Source organism: Micrococcus sp. LASM2_SD2 (genome assembly GCF_057364565.1).
Genome location: NZ_JBNFOB010000002.1, coordinates 1 through 19125 on the forward strand (window position 1 = coordinate 1; position 19125 = coordinate 19125).

General features: G+C 70.7%; 16 protein-coding genes and 1 pseudogene. 7 read left to right on the top strand and 10 right to left on the bottom strand.

The window, feature by feature from the left end; translation table 11 throughout:
- Positions 1–67: 67 nt before the first annotated feature.
- The 3 genes from AC2W7A_RS00265 to AC2W7A_RS00275 form a co-directional block, all read right to left on the bottom strand.
- Entirely contained in the window at positions 68–517 is a 450-nt protein-coding gene (locus AC2W7A_RS00265) for a pyridoxamine 5'-phosphate oxidase family protein (protein WP_485989623.1), read from the bottom strand.
- Positions 518–626: 109 nt separating this feature from the next.
- A complete protein-coding gene (locus AC2W7A_RS00270) occupies positions 627–971 on the bottom strand; it encodes an inositol monophosphatase family protein (RefSeq protein ID WP_485989624.1) in 345 nt (114 codons plus the stop codon).
- A gap of 106 nt (positions 972–1077) precedes the next feature.
- On the bottom strand, positions 1078–1677 hold the full coding sequence (locus AC2W7A_RS00275) for an inositol monophosphatase family protein (protein ID WP_485989591.1): 600 nt from the start codon (positions 1675–1677) through the stop codon (positions 1078–1080).
- 173 nt (positions 1678–1850) lie between these two features.
- Here AC2W7A_RS00275 and AC2W7A_RS00280 point away from each other — a divergent pair, with 173 nt between their 5' ends.
- The 3 genes and pseudogenes from AC2W7A_RS00280 (at position 1851) to AC2W7A_RS00290 (ending at position 5972) form a co-directional block, all read left to right on the top strand.
- Complete coding sequence (locus AC2W7A_RS00280; RefSeq protein ID WP_485989592.1) at positions 1851–3980, top strand: acyltransferase family protein; 2130 nt, start codon at positions 1851–1853, stop codon at positions 3978–3980.
- Positions 3981–4360: 380 nt separating this feature from the next.
- Positions 4361–5487, top strand: a pseudogene (locus AC2W7A_RS00285) (App1 family protein phosphatidate phosphatase).
- A gap of 2 nt (positions 5488–5489) precedes the next feature.
- Positions 5490–5972 (top strand): acyl-CoA thioesterase, encoded by a 483-nt coding sequence (locus AC2W7A_RS00290; RefSeq protein WP_485989593.1) that lies wholly within the window; start codon positions 5490–5492, stop codon positions 5970–5972.
- Positions 5973–6093: 121 nt separating this feature from the next.
- Here AC2W7A_RS00290 and AC2W7A_RS00295 read toward each other — a convergent pair whose 3' ends face one another.
- The 4 genes from AC2W7A_RS00295 to AC2W7A_RS00310 form a co-directional block, all read right to left on the bottom strand.
- A complete protein-coding gene (locus AC2W7A_RS00295; RefSeq protein ID WP_485989594.1) occupies positions 6094–7047 on the bottom strand; it encodes a hypothetical protein in 954 nt (317 codons plus the stop codon).
- Positions 7044–7841: a DUF6318 family protein gene (locus tag AC2W7A_RS00300; protein WP_485989595.1), complete on the bottom strand. Its 798-nt coding sequence runs from the start codon at positions 7839–7841 to the stop codon at positions 7044–7046. Before AC2W7A_RS00300 ends, AC2W7A_RS00295 begins: the two co-directional genes overlap by 4 nt.
- Positions 7842–8033: 192 nt before the next feature.
- A complete protein-coding gene (gdhA, locus tag AC2W7A_RS00305; protein WP_485989596.1) occupies positions 8034–9374 on the bottom strand; it encodes an NADP-specific glutamate dehydrogenase in 1341 nt (446 codons plus the stop codon).
- A 175-nt stretch (positions 9375–9549) separates the two neighbouring features.
- Positions 9550–10761 (bottom strand): glycosyltransferase family 4 protein, encoded by a 1212-nt coding sequence (locus AC2W7A_RS00310; protein ID WP_485989597.1) that lies wholly within the window; start codon positions 10759–10761, stop codon positions 9550–9552.
- A gap of 241 nt (positions 10762–11002) precedes the next feature.
- Between AC2W7A_RS00310 and AC2W7A_RS00315 the strand changes: the two genes are divergently transcribed.
- The 3 genes from AC2W7A_RS00315 to AC2W7A_RS00325 all read left to right on the top strand — a co-directional run bounded on the left by AC2W7A_RS00315 (position 11003) and on the right by AC2W7A_RS00325 (position 15641).
- Positions 11003–12736, top strand: a complete 1734-nt coding sequence (locus tag AC2W7A_RS00315) for a cell division protein PerM (RefSeq protein WP_485989598.1) — start codon at positions 11003–11005, stop codon at positions 12734–12736.
- Between the two features lie 885 nt (positions 12737–13621).
- The gene (locus tag AC2W7A_RS00320; RefSeq protein ID WP_485989599.1) at positions 13622–14194 is read left to right on the top strand and encodes a hypothetical protein; all 573 of its coding nucleotides are present in this window, start codon (positions 13622–13624) and stop codon (positions 14192–14194) included.
- 670 nt (positions 14195–14864) lie between these two features.
- Positions 14865–15641 (top strand): hypothetical protein, encoded by a 777-nt coding sequence (locus AC2W7A_RS00325; protein ID WP_485989600.1) that lies wholly within the window; start codon positions 14865–14867, stop codon positions 15639–15641.
- A 402-nt stretch (positions 15642–16043) separates the two neighbouring features.
- Here AC2W7A_RS00325 and AC2W7A_RS00330 read toward each other — a convergent pair whose 3' ends face one another.
- Positions 16044–16484: a hypothetical protein gene (locus AC2W7A_RS00330; protein WP_485989601.1), complete on the bottom strand. Its 441-nt coding sequence runs from the start codon at positions 16482–16484 to the stop codon at positions 16044–16046.
- A 23-nt stretch (positions 16485–16507) separates the two neighbouring features.
- Between AC2W7A_RS00330 and purN the strand changes: the two genes are divergently transcribed.
- A complete protein-coding gene (gene purN / locus AC2W7A_RS00335; protein WP_485989602.1) occupies positions 16508–17098 on the top strand; it encodes a phosphoribosylglycinamide formyltransferase in 591 nt (196 codons plus the stop codon).
- Between the two features lie 125 nt (positions 17099–17223).
- On the opposite strand, the gene AC2W7A_RS00340 is transcribed toward purN, so the two are convergent.
- Complete coding sequence (locus AC2W7A_RS00340; protein ID WP_485989604.1) at positions 17224–17535, bottom strand: NINE protein; 312 nt, start codon at positions 17533–17535, stop codon at positions 17224–17226.
- 161 nt (positions 17536–17696) lie between these two features.
- Positions 17697–19085 carry an MFS transporter gene (locus AC2W7A_RS00345; protein WP_485989606.1) on the bottom strand — a complete coding sequence of 463 codons (1389 nt, stop codon included), beginning with the start codon at positions 19083–19085 and terminating at the stop codon, positions 17697–17699.
- Positions 19086–19125: the final 40 nt, after the last annotated feature.

The window sequence follows — 19125 nt, forward strand, 5'->3', positions numbered from 1 at the left end:
CGGCGAGCGCGTGCTCGCCGGGGCCTCGTGGTCGGTCGCGGGCCCGTCCCAGGCCCGTCCGCGGGGGTCAGTCGGAGGGCTGGTCGCCGTCGCGCTCGGGGTGCGTGCCGAACGCGAAGTGCCGCCCGGAGAGGCGGGAGATCTCGACCTCCACGTAGAAGTCCTTCAGCGTCGGCACCCACGGCTCGATGCCGAGGGACTCGGCCTCCGCGATCTCCGCCTCCGTGTCCAGGCGGCGGGCGGTGCCGCGGGCCAGCACGGACCAGGCCTGGTCGGAGAGGATGCCGTCGGCCTGGACCACCACGGTGGGGTTGATGGTCAGCTCGGCGAGCTTGGAGCCGGGCGCGGTGCGGAAGTAGACCTTCCCACCGGAGCAGGCGACGTTCACCGGCACGATGTCCGGCTCGCCGTTCACAGCCAGCCCCAGGCGGGCGTGGCGGGTGCGCTCCAGCAGCTTCCAGCACTGCTCGTCGGTCAGGACCAGCACGGGCCCGCCGTCGGCGTGCTCGAACATCATGGGGGACCCGGACTCGTGGGACACGTTCATCATGGACGGCTTGTCGGTGTGGGTCATGCGGGGTCCTCCTCGCTGCCTGCTGCCAGGCGATCTGGTTCCTGTTCCCAGTCTATGTCCGGGGCGTGACGCGCGTCTCGTGGATGACGTGCAGCACCCGTGCCGCCGTGGGGGCCCGGCGCCCGGGTGCGAGCGCCAGCGCGAAGGGGGCGGTGTGGGCCGCGGCTGTCATGGCGGCGGACGCGTCCGAGGACAGCCCGGTCCAGGTGCCTCCCGCTGCACGCAGCAGGTGCATGCCGGCGGCCACGTCCCACGGCTTCGTGTCCACGTAGAGGGCGGCGTCCGCCCAGCCGGCGGCCGTGTGGGCGAGCTCCAGGGCGCCGGAGACCGTGCGGCGGACCGTGGCGTAGGTGCGGACCAGCTCGCCGAAGCGCTCCAGCGCGGCCGTGCCCTCCAGGGCGAGGGCCTCGCCGCCGGATACGAGGTCACCAGGTTCAGGCCGCGCTCGCCGAGGGCCGGATCCGGGGCGGGCCGGGAGAGCTCGGCCAGGGGCCGTTCGTCCTTCACGACGACGGCGCTCGCCTCCGGTGCGCCGCCCGCCCTCTCCATCGGTGCTCCGCCCGCCCTCTCGGTGCGATCCGGTCGCGGCCGCCGTGCAGGACGGTCTTCCCGGGGGCGTCGGGGGCCGGTGCCGCGGCCGGCTCGACCTCGGCGAGATAGGCGCCCGTGTCGTCCGAGGAGAAGACCTGGCCGGCGGCGGGGTCGGCGATCGCGCCGGCGACGACCTCGCCGTCCACCTCGGCGGCGATCGAGACGGAGAACATCGCGAAGCCGTGGGCGAAGTTCGAGGTGCCGTCGATGGGGTCCACGATCCAGCGCAGTGGATGGCCGGCCGCGCCGTGGGTGCCGGTCTCCTCACCGAGCACCCGGGAGCCTGGGACGGCGTCGGTCAGGGCCCGCACCAGGGCCGCCTCGGTGGAGCGGTCGTGCTCGGTGACCAGGTCGTGGTGGTTGGTCTTCAGGCTCGGGCGGGCGGCCGTCGTCGGGAAGCGGGGGCCGGCGCGGAAGGCGGCCCGCAGGGCCGGCACGCGGGAGGCGGCGGCGTCCACGGCCAGGCGCCGCAGGTCAGCGGGGGAAGGGACGGGGGCGAGGGTGCGGGCCATGGACACAGCGTAGTGAGAAGCCGTAGTGAGAAGTCGCACGTACGCGTGCACGCGCGAGCGGGTTGTGGGATTCTTGAGGCTTGTGGTCCGCCTCTGCAGGGGCGGCCGCAGCCTCGTCCGTGCCGGAACCGTCCTGCCCGGACGTCTTCCCCCAGCATGTGAGGAGCTTCCCCTTGCCTCGTCCGGTCAACAAGTCCGCTGCCTACTATCCCGGGCTGGACGGTCTCAGGACGATCGCCGTGGGCCTCGTGGTGGCCTACCACATCGGCGTGCCCGGAACCGGCGGCGGCCTGCTCGGCGTAGGCGTCTTCTTCACGCTCTCCGGCTTCCTCATCACCATGCTCCTGCTCAACCGCTGGGAGAAGCACGGGGACCTGGACCTGAGGCACTTCTGGATCCGCCGCTTCCGCCGTCTGCTGCCGGCGGTGGTGCTGCTGCTGATCGTGGTGCTGGTGGCCACCGTGTTCGTCCACCCGGACAAGCTCGGGGACCGCGGCGAACAGGCGTTCTTCGCCCTGATCTACGTGGCCAACTGGCACACGATCTTCACCGGCGGCTCCTACTTCGAGCAGTTCGACGGCCCGTCCCCGCTGGACCATCTGTGGTCCCTGGCGGTGGAGGAGCAGTTCTACGTGGTGTGGCCGCTGCTACTGCTCGGCATGCTGACCCTGTTCCGGGCCAGGAAGGACGGCGAGGGGACGGCGTCTGCGTTCAAGAAGGCCGCCGTGGTGACGTTCGTGCTGGGTGCGGCCTCCTTTGTGCTGCTGGCCCTGCTCGCGGACCCGACCGGGGACTCCACCCGTGCCTACGAGGGCACGGACACCCGCGCCGGCGGCCTGCTCTGGGGCGCCGTGCTGGCCATGCTGTGGCGGCCGAAGAAGGTCGCGCAGATCCAGTCCGAGAAGGCCCTGTGGACCCTGGACGTGCTGGGTGCGGTCGGCGTGGCCGGGATCCTCTACCTGGCCGCCACCACGGACCAGCTGGACTACAGCCTCTACACCTGGGGCATCGCCGCGCTGACCGTGTCCACGGTGCTGGTGCTGATGCCGCTGATCCACGCCCAGTCCTGGACCAACCGGATCCTCGGTGTGGCCCCGCTGCGCTGGATCGGAGAGCGCTCCTACGGCATCTACCTGTGGCACATGCCGGTGGTGGCGTTCCTGCCGGAGCGCACCCTGTACGGGCAGGACGTGTGGCGAGGGCTGATCGTGGTGGCGCTGACCGTGGTCTTCGCGGAGCTGTCCTGGCGGTTCGTGGAGGACCCGATCCGCCGCCACGGGTTCCTCCCGCTGATCACCGGCCGGGCCCAGCGCGAGGCGCGTGAGCGCCAGGCGACCGTGGAGGAGGGCAACCAGCGTGCCCGCCGCGCCCAGGTGGAGCAGACCCCCGTGCCGAAGGTGGTGGGCCGTGGCCTGCTGGCCGGCGGCGCCGTGGGCGTGACCGTGCTGGCGACCGCCGCGATGGCAGGCCTGGCCGTGCTGCCGCAGAAGTCCGTGGTGGAGATCGCCCAGGAGGAGCAGGCGAAGCAGGCCGAGACGGGCGCCCCCGGCGGCGCCGGGTGCGGCCAGGGCGAGGGTGCCGCCCCGTCACCGACCCCCACGAAGCCCGTGGCCCGCCCGGCCGCCACCGAGACCTTCTGCGAGACCGTGATCCACATCGGCGACTCGACCTCGATCGGCCCGTCCAACAACTCCCTGACCAAGGTGGCCGACCCCGCTAAGCGCATCACCGGCCAGTACGAGGCCGTGGGCGTGCAGGTGGTCGTCGAGGAGGTGGCCGGCGGCCGCTCCATGATCGAGACCCTCGAGCCGTCCGAGCTGAACCCGGGGGAGAAGGGCACCAACGCCCCGGACACCATGCGCGAGCACGCCGGCGAACTCGGGGAGGACGGCTGCTGGGTGGTCAACGTGGGCCTCAACGACGCAGCGAACATGGCCAGCCAGGGCGACTTCTCCAGCACCGAACGGCGCATCGCCGGCGTGATGGAGGCCTCCGAGGGCAGGCCGGTGCTCTGGGTCAACGGCATCACCATGCCGTGGACCAAGAACGAGAACTACGCCAACGAGAACGTCCAGAGGCTCAACGCCTCCCTGGTGGAGGCCACCGAGCAGTACGACAACCTGCGCATCTACGACTGGGCCGCCGACGCCACACCGCACCCCGAGTGGTTCCTCGAGCAGGACGCGAACCACAACAACGCGGAAGGCTCCGAGGCCAAGGCCGAGCACATGGCCAAGGCCCTCGTGGCGGCGTTCCCGAAGGGCGAGGACATGGTCGAGGAGAAGGTCGTCCGCATCGACTGAGGTGCCGTGCCCGCCGGGGGCGGCTTGACGCCCGGTCCGGTCGTTTGCGCTAGTGAGACGGGAGGCGCCGGGAAGGGCCCGGAGGGAATCCCCTCGCTTTCGCTAGCGAAACGGGTGAGTCCCGCCCGGGGCGTTTTCGCTCGCGGAACGAGCGGTCGTCTGCATCCGTCATGTCCGGGGGACGCCGTTATCGCCCCCTTCCCCCCCCTGACCACCCGGTGGTCCTGGACTCCCATCGCTCCCACACCCTCCCCGCATGCGGAATACTGGTCTGCATGTCAGAGCGCGAGTCGCACACCACCCTGCCCCCGTCCGCCCACAACGAGGCCTTCGAGGAGCAGCGGGACGCCCACGAAGCCGTCCCGGCCCAGGCGGACGAGGTGAAGTCCCCGGCCGGCAGCAGCCACGTCTCGGAGAAGCCGACGAAGGGTGAGCACATCGCCACCCGGCTGCAGGACAAGTGGAACGTGTGGCAACGGGAAAGGGCGGAGAAGCGCGGGCACGTGCCACGGCGATCGCGTTCACGGGTTACGGCACCACCGAGTGGGTGCGTGTGCTCTCCCGTGTGATCGTGGCCCCGGACGAGGACTTCCTCAACGGCCGCCGCGTACACAAGGTGGTCGCGGACGGCATCCGCGGCTGGCGCAACTTCTCGTCCCCGCCGATGGTGGGCGCCGAGGTGCAGGTGACGGTGGACGGTCAGACGCACACCGTGCTCACGGACCGCATGGGTGTGGTGGATGAGGTCCTTCCCGCGTCCTTGAAGCCGGGCTGGCGCACCATCACCCTCACCGTCGGGGACGACGAGGTCGTCACCTCGGACGTCTACATCACCGACCCGTCCGCGGATGTGGGCATGGTGTCCGACGTCGACGACACCGTGCTCGTGACCGCCCTGCCGCGTCCCATGTTGGCCGCGTGGAACTCGTTCGTGCTGGATGAGCACGCCCGTACGCCGACCCCGGGCATGGCGGTGCTGCTGCGCCGCATCGCCACCGCCAATCCGATGGCCCCGGTGCTGTACCTGTCCACCGGCGCGTGGAACGTGGCGCAGATGCTCACCCGGTTCCTGGGCCGCAACCTGTACCCGGTGGGTCCGTTGCTGCTGACCAGCTGGGGTCCCACGAAGGACCGCTGGTTCCGTTCCGGCCAGGAGCACAAGCTCACGCAGCTCGAGCGTCTCGTGGGGGAGTTCCCGCACATCAAGTGGATCCTCATCGGCGACGACGGCCAGCACGACCCCGAGATCTACGCCGACTTCGCCAAGCGCCATCCGGAACGCGTGAAGGCGATCGTGATCCGTCAGCTGACCCCGTCCGAGGCGCTCCTCGCCGGTGGTCGCGCGCAGGACACCCGCCACTCCACCCCGGGCGTGCCGTGGTGCTATGGCCCGGACGGTGCGGCGCTGGCGGCCCAGCTGGAGGACCTCGGCATCCTGGAGACCGAGTTCGTGGACGTCCGCCCGGATGGCTGGCGGGACGAGATCGAGGGATGGGACGAGGAGTGACCGTGGCCCCTGGCACCGTTTTCCTTGACGACGACGGCCACCTCGCCGTGGACGTGCACGTCCCCTTGCGCTGGAAGGACATGGACGCCTACGGGCATGTCAACAACATCCAGGTCGTGCAGCTCATGGAGGAGGCCCGTGTGGCCGCCTTCGGCGTCCCCGCCGGGTCCGCCGGTGACGCTGAGGCCGAGCCGGCCCCCATGGATCTGACGGCCGGTGCGGGGGAGGGCGTCCGGGCGTTCGTGTCCGAGCATCGCGTGAAGTACCGCGCGCAGATGAAGTACCGGGTGAAGCCGGTGCGGGTCCGCGTCTCGATCGACGAGGTCAAGGGCGCGTCCGTGCATGTGGGTTACAAGATGTATGACGGCGTGGACGATGCGCTGCTGGTGACCGCCACCTCGGTGATGGTCTATGTGGACGCCGAGAGTGGACGCCCCGTCCGGCTGACTGCTGAGCAGAAGGCGGCGTTGACCGGCGGTCAGTGACGCGGTCGCACTGAACGTGGCCGAGCTGAACGCGGTCTTGCGGGACGAGGCCATGCAGACGGGCCCGGGAGGATCTCTCCCGGGCTCGTCTGTGTCATGGGCGCTGAACTGATCGCTGCGGTCAGTCCGTGGGCTCGCTGCCCGGGGCGCCGCACCCCCAGCCGCTGGGGTTGGAGACGCAGTCCTCTGCGACATTGCGGGTGACGGAGCGGAAGATGTCGGCCTGGGCCGGGTCGGAATCGATCACCAGCTGCCCGGGGACAAGCTCCCAGGTCTCGCCGTTGTCATAGGAGACTTCGCCGATGAACACCGTCGACAGGCCCACGGCGTACGTGCCGGTGTTCTCGTAGATATGACTGGTCGAGGTCTCGGTGTTGAATTCCGCGATGTCCTGGCCCGGATCCGTGGTGGTGCGGGTAGTCCCGTCGCCGTAGTCCCAGCGGAACTCGATCGGTGTCAGACGCATCAGCGTCAGCTGGCCGAACTGGGTCTTCCGCTCAAGGATCTGCTCCGCGTCCGCGTAGATGTTGGTGTGGGCATCGCGCATTCCGCGACCGCCGTTCTGCAGGTGGATGTCGATCTTGCTCGGGGCCACCTTGGCCAAGTCCTCCATGGTGATGGCAGGCCGCTCCTGTGAGCCGTCTGCTCCAGCGCCACCGTCACCGGCACAGAAGCGTGACCCGTACTCGATCGGTTCGTCGGGATTCTCCTGCCGGACGCGCACCTGCTGTACCCAGGTGGCCTCGTCGCCGCAGAAGACCTCCTGCTGGCGCTGACAGTCTCCGAAGTCCGGGTTCTGGAGCTGGTCGGGGTAGCAGCCAGAAACGTGGCGTGAATAGACCGCGTGGGACTTGTCGTAGGCACTTGCGCCAACTCGTCGATCATTCGTTCCTGACCCGGGGCGCTGGGCTGTCGAGCACTCTGTCGTCATGTTGTACGACTTGTTATCAAGATCGACGGCTGCTTCAGAATCACACCTGGTCAGCTCACTCCAGTCTGCCTGAGCTGGACCAGGAAACGCGATCACGCTGACGAGGACGGCGAGTGCTCCTTGGCTTGCTGCGAGACGCTTCATTCCGGCTTTCCTTCGAGACGAGCATAGGTCGTGCGCCAATGACCCATTTCGGAATCGAACTGAACATCTGTAATCCAGGGGGCATCAGTTCTGGCGTCCGTTCTCTGATCTTCGACCTCGGTGCCGTCCTTGTTGAACGCTTTGGCGTCGCTCATGTCTAGCAATGTGGTGACCTCAAGGATCCCCATTTCACTGTTGAGGACACCCGTCAACGCTGAGGTCACCCGGATGTCGGTGCCGGTGAGCCATCCGCCTGCCTCATAGTGCTCAACAACGTCATGGGCGTAATCGTTGCAGAAGTCGCATTCGTCCGCAGAGACCTCTCGCATCGGTCCAATGTCACCCGTCCGCTGCAGGTACGTCACCGTGTCCCACCAGTACTGCACCGCAGCCTTGGCGCCCTCCGGGGTCTCCTCCTTCATCTCCTCGGGCATCTCGGGCTTGGGCACGTTCTTCGCGGGACCGTCGGCGGAGGCGGGGACGTACTTGCCGTCGTCCTCCCTGCTCGGGTCGCTGTCGCCGCCATCGGCCTCGGTGGACTCTCCGTCGCTCGGCCGGTCGTCACTCGGCTCGGTCGACTCGTCGGTGCCCTCGGACTCATCGGCTCCGTCGGACTCGGAACCCTCCGACCCCGACCCCTCGGACTCGGTGCCCTGCGAGGCGGAGGCGGGTGCCGTCGTCGTGGGCGAGGTCGTCTCCTCCGGTTCCTTCTCCTCACCGCCGGTGCAGGCGGTGAGTGAGAGTGCGAGGGCGGCGGTCAGTGCCAGGCCACGGGCGGGTGCGCCACGGCGCATGAGAACCCCTCCAGATGTCTCATCGTCGGTAGGCCACCGGGCCGGCCGCTGATCCCGCAACGACCTCCGACCCCCACGGTCGGCGGTGACACATCCCACAGTCTAGACAGACGCGGCGGCGGAGGGGGAAGTTCTCCACAGCCCCTCCGCCGCCGCGCCACGGTGCCGCAACCTCGCCGCGGCTGAGTCCGCTCAGACGATGCCCTGCGCCAGCATGGCGTCCGCGACCTTGATGAAGCCGGCGATGTTCGCGCCGGCCACGTAGTTGCCCGGGGCGCCGTAGCTGTCCGCGGTCTCCACGCAGCGGTCGTGGATGGAGCGCATGATCTGCTCGAGGCGCTCGTGCGTGTAGTCGAAGTCCCAGGTGTCGCGCTGGGCGTTCTGCTGCATCTCCAGCGCGGAGGTGGCCACACCGCCGGCGTTGGCGGCCTTGCCCGGGCCGAACAGGATGCCGGCGTCCAGCAGCTGATGGGTGGCCTTCTCGGTGCATGGCATGTTCGCGCCCTCGGCCACGGCCTTCACGCCGTTCTTGATCAGGGTGGCGGCCGCCTTGTTGCCCAGCTCGTTCTGGGTGGCACAGGGCAGGGCCACGGTGCCCGGGACGTCCCACACCAGGCCGCCCTCCACGAAGCGCGCCCCGTTGCCGCGCCGCTCGGCGTACTCCGAGATCCGGCCGCGCTCGACCTCCTTGACCTGCTTGAGCAGATCCAGGTCCAGGCCGTTCTCATCCACCACGTAGCCCGAGGAGTCCGAGGCGGTGATGACCTTCGCACCGAGCGACTTCGCCTTCTCCGCCGCGTAGATCGCCACGTTGCCCGAGCCGGAGATCAGCACCTGCTGGCCGTCCATGGACTCGCCGCGGGTCCGCAGCATGGAGTCCGCGAACATCACGGTGCCGTAACCGGTGGCCTCCTTGCGCACCAGGGAACCGCCCCAGGTCAGCCCCTTGCCCGTGAGCACACCCGCCTCGAAGCGGTTCGTCAGCCGTTTGTACTGGCCGAACATGTAGCCGATCTCCCGGGCGCCCACGCCGGTGTCACCGGCCGGGACGTCCGTGTGCTCGCCCACGTGGCGCCACAGCTCCGTCATGAAGGACTGGCAGAAGCGCATGACCTCGCCGTCGGACCGGCCGGACGGGTTGAAGTCAGAGCCGCCCTTGCCGCCGCCGATCGGCATGCCGGTCAGCGAGTTCTTGAAGATCTGCTCAAAGCCCAGGAACTTCACGATCCCCAGGTACACCGACGAATGGAAGCGGATGCCGCCCTTGTACGGCCCCAGGGCCGAGTTGAACTCCACCCGGAAGCCTCGGTTCACCTGGACCACGCCCTCGTCGTCCACCCAGGGGACACGGAAGATGATCTGCCGCTCCGGCTCGCAGAGGCGGTGCAGGATGCCGGCCTCCACGTACTCCGGGTGACGGTCCACCACCGGGTCCAGGGCCTCGAAGACCTCGGAGACGGCCTGGTGGAACTCCTTCTCACCGGGGTTGCGGGCGAAGACCTCGTCGCGGAGGGCGGACAGCTCGGTGTGCATGGGACGACTCCTCGGGTGGGCCTCCCCGGCCGCGAATCTGGTGCGGGAACAAGGCGGGGACGGCGGCGTTCACAGTGCTGTGCTCGGGGCGAGGTCGCCCCGGGGCTCCATGGTCCCAGGGGAGTGCCGGGTCAGGCCGGTGTGTGTCAGCAGATGGACACACACGCACACCGGGTCAGAACGTCAGCGGCCAGGTGGTGTGGTGCTGCAGGTGACGCAGCGCCACCTCGTCCCGGCGGCGTGAGTCCACGTGGATCGCCTTGCCGTAGTACCCCAGCAGCTGCTCGCAGAGCACCGCCCAGGTCCGGCCCTTCACGGACTCGCGGGCGGCCTCGGCGAAGGCGGCGCGCTTGGCGTCGTCATAGACCAGGTCCGCCACCCGCTCGCGCAGTTGTCCCAGGTTCTTCGGCTCGTAGATCCAGCCGGTGCGGGAGGAGTCCACGATGTCCAGCGGGCCGCCACGGCCCACCGCCACCACCGGTACGCCCGAGGCCATGGCCTCCTGCAGCGTCTGGCCGAAGGTGTCCGACTCGCCCGGGTGCACGAACAGGTCCAGGCTCGCCACGTGCCGGGCCAGGTCCTCCCCGCCCTGGAAACCGGCGAAGTGCGCGCCCGGCAGCGACCGCTGCAGCTGATCCTTCAGCGGACCCGAGCCGATGACCACCAGGCGCGTGCCCGGCAGGTCCGCGAGCACCGCCAGGTCCTCCACCTGCTTCTCATGGGCCAGTCGGCCCACGAAGCCGATCAGCCGCTCGCCGTTCGGGGCCAGCTCCGCGCGCAGCGCCTCGTCCCGCTTGGCCGGGTGGAACCGCTCCGAGTCCACGCCGCGCGCCCACCGATGCACCCGGCGGACACCGCGCTCATGCAGCTGCCTGATGGTGAACGAGCTCGGCGCCACCGTCAGCGTGGCCGTGTTGTGCAGCCGGGCCACGTGGTTCCAGAGCAGGTCCTCCAGCCACGGGGCGCCGTAACGGGCCGCATAGCGGGGGACCTCGGTCTGATAGACCGCCACGGATGGGACGCCCAGCTGGTCCGCGGCCTGCACGGCCCGCCAGCCCAGCACGAACGGCGAGGCGATGTGCACCACGTCCGGGCGGAACCCCGCCAGGATCGAGCGGACCCGTGCCACCGGTCCGGCGGCCACCCGCACGGACGCGTACCCGGACATCGGCACCGACGGCAGCCGGTGCACGTCGAAGCCCTCGACCTGGGCCGGGGCCGTGCCCTGGCCCGCCCCCTGCGTCCAGCCGGCCATCCAGGAGGAGGCTGGGGCGATCACGATCGCCTCATGGCCCTCGCACCGCAGGTGCTTCAGCACCTGGAGCACGGAGTTGGTGACCCCGTTCATATGGGGCAGGAACGACTCGGCGACCACGGCAACGCGCATGCGAGGCACGCTATTCGGCGCATACGACCGGGCTGTGGCCGCTGCGTGGCCCTGCCGTGAACTCTCTGGCTCCGGTGGTGAACTCCCGGTGACCACACGGCCCCGGTGGGCGGGCCCGACCGGGGCAGCGGCCGTCGTCGGGAGACCGGGCGGGGCACCATCCCGAGAGCACCCTGTGAGGTGGGTCCCGGGGCCGTGCCCCGCAGTCCCGGAGGCCCCCGACGGTGGCACCATGGTGGGGATGACTTCCCCCACCTCTCGCACGTCCCGCCTGCTGCGCCCCCTGCCCCTCCCGCTCTGGGTGCAGGGGGTGATCGAGGCGCTCATCGCGGCGCTGCTGAGCCTGGTGATCGTGGTGGTCCCGACCCTGTTCGTGTGGGTCACCGGCGGATTCCACATGCCACGCATCGACGACGTCCTGCAGACCGCCGGCGTCCTCTGGCTCGTGCTCCACGCCGCCCCCGTGACCGTCACCTCCGGCATGCCGATCGTGGACGGCGAGGTCGCCGCCGGCCTCGTCTGGATGGTCCCCTGGGGCCTGTCCCTGCTGCCGATGTGGCTGTCCTGGCGCGCCGGACGCAAGCTCGCCCGCGCCTCCTACCGGGACCAGGCGTGGCAGGCGCTCGCCGGCGGCATGGGCGCCTACGGGCTGGTGGGCCTGACCCTGGCGCTGCTGCCGGGCACCAGCGGCGAGACCGTGCACCCCGTGGTGGGGACGCTCTTCCCTGCGCTGTTCTTCGCCGTGTGCGCGGTGGCCGGGGCGCGCCGTGAGGCCGGGACCTGGGCGCATCTGGTGGGCGTGGACGTGACCGAGCGGATCGCGAAGCGCTCCCAGTACGAGCGCTGGGCCGGGTCCTACGCCTGGTCCGTGCTGCGCGCCTGCCTGGTGGCCGTGCTCAGCCTCGTGGCGATCCACGCGCTCCTGGTGTCCGTGACCCTGGCGATCCGCTGGGCCGACGCCGTCCGCATGTACCAGCTCGTGGACGCCGGCCCCGTGGGCGGCACCATGCTCACCCTGCTGGAGATCGGCTACCTGCCGGCCATGATCGGCTGGGCCGTGGCCTGGTCCGCCGGCCCCGGCTTCTCCGTCGGCTCCCAGAGCCTCTACTCCGCCTTCGGCACGACGACGGCCCCCCTCCCCGCGCTGCCCGCCTTCGCCGCGCTTCCCGCACCCTGGGAGCCCTGGCACCAGGCGTTCGTGCTGCTCCCGGTGCTGGCCGGCGCCGTGGCCGGCTGGTGGCTGCTGCGGGAGGGCGAGAACCACCTCGACGACTGGATGGTCCGCCGCGTGAAGACCCGGTGGATGTCCCTGCTGGCCTCCACCGCCGTGCTGGCGCTGCTGCTCGGCGTGGTCTCCGGGCTCATGACGATGGTGCCCCTGGCCCTGACCTCCGGGTCCATGGGCGTGGGGACGTACACGGTGATCGGGTCCAACGTGTGGCTGGTGGGTCCCGCCGTGGCCGGATGGATCGCGCTCGGCGGCTTCGTGGGGTATCTGGTGGCCATGGGCCTGCAGTCCCGTGAGCTCGACGCCGAGGCGCGGAAGGCCGAACGGGATCGGACGCGCGCGGAGAAGAAGGCCGCGAAGGAGTCTGCGAAGGCCGAGAAGGAGGCTGCCAAGGGGGCCGCGAAGGGTGAGAAGGCCGCGAGGGCCGGGAAGGGCCAGCGCCGCGGTGCCGAGGGCAGTGCGGCTGAGGCTCCGGAGGCGGGGGTTGAGACCGGCGACGCCGCGACGAAGGCAGCTCAGGACGTGAAACAGGCCGCCTCCGCAGATGCCGAGGGCCAGTCGGCGCAGGCGACGCCGAGACCGACGGTGCGAAGGGCGCCGGAGGTGAGGGCGCCGCCGTCGGGAAGGGTGGAAGCAAGCCCGGGAAGAAGACCGGCAAGGGCAGGCGCAAGGACGGGAAGGGCGCTGCCGCTGCCCGCTTGGGCAAGGGTTCGACCGCCATGGTCGTCAGCGCCGAGCGGCCCGTGAAGGACGATGCCGAGGTCAAGAGTGCGTCGGCTGAAGGCGGTGGGCCGAAGGCCCAGCTGAAGGGTGCCGAGAAGGACGCCGGGCGCGACGCCGAGCCGGGCGAGTCCGAGGGCACCGCCCGGGACGCAGCCGAGGGTGGCGAGGCCGGAGACGGAGCGGCGGCGAAGTCCGAGGCGCCGACCGACGAGCGCACGCCCGATGCGGAGGAGCGTGCTGACGTCACTCCGATGCGGCCGGTGAAGGCACGCATTCCGCGCCCGCCCCGGTCGTCGCGCGGCGGTTCCGTGCCCGCGGCGAAGAATGCTGCGAAGGGTTCTGGAGAGCGTGGGGAGGAGGCCGCGAAGGCCGAGGAGTCGACGGGTGTGGCGCCGGCCCGGGGCGGGTCCACGGGCGAGGCGCGTGCCGACGCGAAGGCCCCGGCGAAGGGCGCGGCCTCGGAGGTGCCGGCCGATCGCCATGGCGCCTCGCCGAGGCCGACGGAGAAGACCCCGGCGGAGGCCACCGTGACGCCGACGGGTGCGGGCGAGAAGACGGCCGGTGCGAGTGCAGGTGCGGGTGCCCGTGTCGGCACGAAGCCGAGCGGGTCGAGCGAGTCGAGCGAGTCGAAGGTCCCGCAGGGATCGCCGGAGAGGTCCCGGGAGCAGCTGGCCGCCGAGCGTCGTGCCCGGGTGGCCGCCCTGGCCCGTCGCCATCGGCAGAAGCAGGCGCCGGCGGACGAGCCCCGCCGCCGTGTGTTCCGCGACGAGGACGAGCGGCCTGCCGGCCGGGCCGGAGCCGCGGGCGCCCGAGAGCGGGCGTGCTCCGCAGGTGGAGCGTGGTGCCCCGGGACCCGAGCGTGCCTCGCAGGCGGAACGGGAGGCAGCGCAGGCGCACCAGCGGGAGATCGTGCAGGCGCGCCGGCGGGAGATCGCGCAGGCGGAGCTGGAGGCCTCGCAGGCGGAGCGGGAGGCCGTGCGCGGTCACGACGGTGCCCGGGGTTCGGAGGCCACGAAGGACCATGGCGGACATGGCGGACATGGCGTCGGTGGCGAGCGGGGCGCCGATGGCGAGCGCACCGTCGAGGCGACTGCTCCGGCACCGTCCCGCGGTGCAGCCCGTCGCGTCGGGGAGCGTGAGGGGCGTGTCGAGGCAGAGGTCGGTGACGCCGGCCGGTCGGATGAGAAGAAGCCCGGCCTCTTCGGCCGCGGCCGAGACACGCGGTCGGCGAAGGGCAAGAAGCCGAAGCCGAGCTTCGACGCGATCGTCGCAACGCGTGACCCGCACGCCGGCACCGGTCCCTCGGCGCAAGGCGGTCCGGGGGAGCTGGGCGACCCGTCCGGCACCGGCTCCCACCCGGCAGGATCGAAGGGGCCTGCCCGAGTTGACGAGCGCGACGACGACCGCAGCCCGGACCCCGCGGGCCGTGAGCGCCGGGACGGCAACGGCCCCCGCCGGGCTCGTCCGCGACGCGCGCTCTGAGCCGCGGGAGGTCCCGGCTCAGTCCCGGTCAGGCTCTGCTGGATCACGACCGGACAGCCCAAGTGCGGCCGGTCTGGCTGTGGCCGGGCCGGGTTTGACCGGGGCCAAGAGAAGTTGGACACCCAAGCGGGCATCAGAGTTGCCGGAACTGCCCTCGTTGAGGCGGCGGTTCCGGCACATCTGATGCCAGCTTTGTCGTTCGAGTAACCCCCGTATCCAGGCACCGGAGGGCGAACGTCTCCTCCACAGCAGACGGATACCCGCGCTGTGTCCACAGATCGTGCGCACCGGCCTGCAGCAGGTGAGGCCTCGCCGCCACTGTGGAGCCATGCGACCGCCGAATACCCTGCCCCCCCGCGCTGCAGGGGTGTGTGTTCAGCATCGCGGAGGCAGAGGCCCACGGTGTGCCGTACTCACGCTTGCGACGCCGAGACATCGAACGCGTGAGCCGTGGACGGTTTCGGCAGATCGCCGGTCCCGCACCCACCACGACTGCGGACCGTTCGAAGCAGATCGACTTCGAAGGCAGATCACCGGGCACCGCAGAACAGGGGCCGGGGCTCGAGCCGCGCGGGAGGGCAGTTCAGAGCAAAGCGGCACTGACGAGGAGGGCCCGGGCGGTGAGATCTATCGCTGGAGTCCGCCGCTGTCCCGCCCCATGCTGATGCGGTTGGGCGCCGCCCTGGCAGGGAGGGAGGCGACCGCAGTCTCACACGAGACGGCGGCCCGGCTGCAGAACCTCTGGTTGCCGCACCGGCTCCATGACCAGCAGATCCTGCACATCAGTCGTCCTCGCAGACAAGGGGCGCTGCGCATCCCGGGGCTGATCACGCACCGCACGTTCATCACCGCCGGCGAGGTGACCACGCTGACGGTGGGCGGAAGGACGATCGATGTCACGTCCCATCCGCGGTTGTGGGCGGATCTCGGGCGGACTCTGACCGAGTCGGAGCTCGTGGTGCTGGGGGAGCATCTCATACGCCGCACAGTGGGCAGCCGAGAGGAGCTCCTCCGGCGCGGCCCCGAACTGCTGGCACACCTGAGAGCGGCCGCGCTGTCCTCAGCGGGCCGGGCCTCCCGGCGCAGACTCCTGCGCGCGCTTGCCAGGATGCGGCTGGGCGCAGACTCCCCGCCGGAGTCGGAGCTTCGCCTGGCGATCGTGGCCGCGGGGCTTCCTGAACCCGAGTTGCAGATCCGTGAGAGTGCGGTCAGCGGGTGGCCGATCAGGACCGCGACGGCAGACATGGGCTGGCGGTCCGCCAAGATCGTGGTGCAGTACGAGGGCGAGCACCACGGGCACCAGATCGCCGACGATGTGGACGGCGACGCGATCTTCCAGAGTCGCGGGTACATCGTGATCAGGGTGTCCAAGCGGGACCGGCGTCAGGGATTCCGTGCCGTGATCCAGACTCTGCGGACGCTGCTCGCGGAGAGGACGCCCGCCTGACCCACCGGCTGGCTCTGTGGGGCCGGGCGAGGGATAGACGTGGCGAGCTTCGGAGCCGGGCCGGGGGTGGACGTGACGAGCTTCGGGGCTGAGGTCGGCGGGGAAGAGATTGGACGGCAAAGCTGGCATCAGAGTTGCCGGAACTGTCTCGCTTCATCGCGCAGTTCCGGCAGATCTGATTCCAGCTTCACTGGTCGAACGATTTCGAGCCGGGTGAGAGGCGGTCCGAGTTCCAGGTGGGGAGGACCTGCGGTGCTGGGTGTGACGGCTGGTCCTGGTTCCAGGTGGGGAGGACCCGCGGTGCCGGGTGTGCCGGGCAGCGCTGGTTCCTGGTGGGGTGGAAGCGCGGTGCCGGACCCAGGGCACTTCAGTTCAGCCCATATGTCGGTGGCCGGGCCGACCTCAGCCCCGGAGGCCGCCGAACTGCTGCACGGTCTCGGTGAACTCGGCCTCGCACGTGGCCTCGGACTTCAGGGTCAGGGCCTGGCGCAGGCACTCGTCGTAGGTGGTGGAGGCGTCCCAGAACAGCAGCGGGGTCAGGGAGCTGACCGTGATGAACGTGCCGAGCGCCAGCCCGGCGCCCAGCATGAAACGCAGGAACCCGGGCTTCTTCAGCTTTCCGGCCTTCCGCCAGGCCACGAACCCGACCACCACTACACCGACGGCGAACACTGCGGCCAGCATCTTCCACGGCAGCATCAGGTCGATCGCCAGCACGGTGCAGAGCAGCAGCCCGCACTGCCAGAGCAGCATCCGGCCCACCTTCTTGCGCAGCTCGGCGTCCTCCGCGTCGTTCACGGGCGGAGTGGCGTTCGGGCCGGCGGGAGGCATGGGAGCTGACACGCGTTCCACCCTACGATGAAGGCATGCGCATCGTTGCCCTCGTCTCCGGTTCCGGCACCAACCTGCAGGCCGTCCTCGACGCCGTCGCGCGCGGCCACCTGCCCCTGGACATCGCGGCGGTGGGCGCGGATGTCCCCGGGGTGCAGGGCCTGGCCCGGGCGGAGGCCGCGGGCGTGCCCACGTTCACGGTCTCCCCGAAGGACCATGCGGACCGTGAGGCCTGGAACGTGGCCCTGGCGGACGCCGTCGCCGCCCACGATCCGGACCTCGTCGTCTGCTCGGGCTTCATGCGGATCCTCGGCAAGGACTTCCTGGACCGGTTCGCCGGCCGCATCGTCAACACGCACCCCGCGCTCCTGCCGTCGTTCCCCGGCGCGCACGGGGTGCGCGACGCCCTGGCCTACGGCGTGAAGGTCACCGGCTGCACGGTCCACTGGGTGGACGCCGGCGTGGACACCGGCAGGATCATCGCGCAGGCGGCCGTCCCCGTCCTGGACACGGACACGGAGCAGGAGCTGCACGAGCGCATCAAGGTGCAGGAGCGTGCCCTGCTCGTCCGCACCCTCGGTGAGTTCGCGGCCCGGCACGCGGAAGGGGACACGGTCTCGGCCTGAGACCGTCACGGCCCGCCCGGACGCACGGTACTTCGTGCCACCCGCCCGCCACAGCACCCAGGCAACGACGACGGCGCGTCACCTCATCGAGGTGACGCGCCGTTCGCTGTGGTGCGGTGGTGGGTTCACCAGCCGCGGCGGTAGTGGCGCATCGCGCGGTCGCGCTCGCGGGAGTTGAACGCGGCCACCTGGATCGGCAGGGTCACCAGGTCCCACACGATCATCAGGCCCCAGGCGATGAGCGGGATCCAGCCGATGAGGATCGCGGCGGTCGCGGAGCCGACGCCGAACAGGACGGCCATGGTGAGGCCGGTGATCCACTTGCCGAGGTACATGCGGTGCACGCCGAGCCAGCCGAGGAGGACGAGCAGGACGTACGCGAGGACGGTGCTGCGTCCCTCCTGGACGATCACGGTCGGCTGCGGGGGATAGGCCATGGGCAGGGATTCTAGACCGCGTTTGCTGGAATTGTCTGTCCTTCTCCCGCACAGGTCGTTCCCCTTCGGGCCGTCCGCGCAGGCCTGCCGGGCGGACATGGCCCCGCCGCCCGCCCGGCCCCACCCGGGTCACCCGCTCACTGCTGCACCGGCAGCGTCCCCTAGGCTCCCTCGAGGTCCTCGCCGGTGGTCTCCGGCGCCACGAATGCCATCGCCGCGAGGGACAGCACCACCAGCACGCCGGTCACCATGAACGCCCCGGTCAGTCCGAACATCGGCTGCAGCCAGCCCACGAACACCAGTGGTCCCACGCCGGCCGCCACGCGGGAGGCCGCGGAGGCCCAGCCGAAGCCGGAGGCCCGCAGCGTCGTGGGGTACAGCTCGGTCACGTACGTGTAGAGCACGGGGATGGCCACCTGTACCAGGAAGCCGAACAGCAGCACCAGCGGCAGGGCCGCGGCCGGCACACCGAGCACCGCGCTCAGCCACACCAGCACGGCGCAGGAGGCCAGGGCGCTCACGGCCAGCAGCCAGCGGCGTCCGGTGCGCTCCACGAGCACGGCGGAGACCACCACGCCCAGCAGCCCGACCGCCGCCATGCCGGAGGTCATCACGAACGCCCTCGACTGCGCGTAGCCGGCCTCCACCAGGAACGTCGGCAGCCACTGCAGCGCCAGGTAGTAGCTGAGCATGATCGTGCAGAACAGCGCCCAGGCCACCGCGGTGACCTTCGGCGAGTGGCGCCACACGGCCACGAGCTGCTCGCCCACGGCGCTCAGCCCGCCGCCGAGTCCGCCGCCGGTGGCCGGCGGCATCGTGTACTCGCGCCGCTCGGCCCCGGTGTCCGCCACCAGCGTGTCGACGACGGCACGCGCCTCCGTCTCCCGGCCGCGGCTCATCAGGTAGAAGGGGGACTCGGGGACGCCGCGGCGCACCAGGAAGACCAGCAGTGCGGGCAGGACCATGGCGAACAGGGGCAGACGCCAGTCGCCCCAGGTGGCCACCAGCCAGGCGGAGACCAGGCCGCACAGCGCCGCGCCGACCGGCCACCAGCCGTCCATGGCGGTCAGCACGCGTCCGCGCAGGCGCCGCGGCGTGAACTCGGAGACCAGGGCGTAGTCCACGGGGATCGTGCCGCCCAGGCCGATGCCCGCCAGGAAGCGGAAGAACGCGAACCAGCCGATGGACGGGGCCAGTGCCCCGGCCAGCGTGAACACGGAGAACACCAGCAGTGTCAGCGTGAAGGCCTTCTTGCGGCCCAGCCGGTCGGCGACCGTCCCCCAGAGGAACGCGCCGACGCCCATCCCGATGAGGTTCGCGGTGCCGATCCAGGCGGCCTGCTCCTTCGCCAGTCCCCACTCGGCGGTGAGCAGGGGGATCATCACGCCGTTGAGGGCCACGTCCCAGGCATCGAACATGAAGCCGAGGCCGCCGATCAGGAAGATCCGGCCCTGCACGGACCAGCGCCACGGCAGCTCCTGCACGACCTCCTCGCCGGTCGGCAGGCGGCCGCCGGCGCGGCGGACGTCGGTGGTGGGGGAGGAGGACATCGCGTCGGTCTCCTGTGTCTGAAGTGCGGTGGGCCGCCCA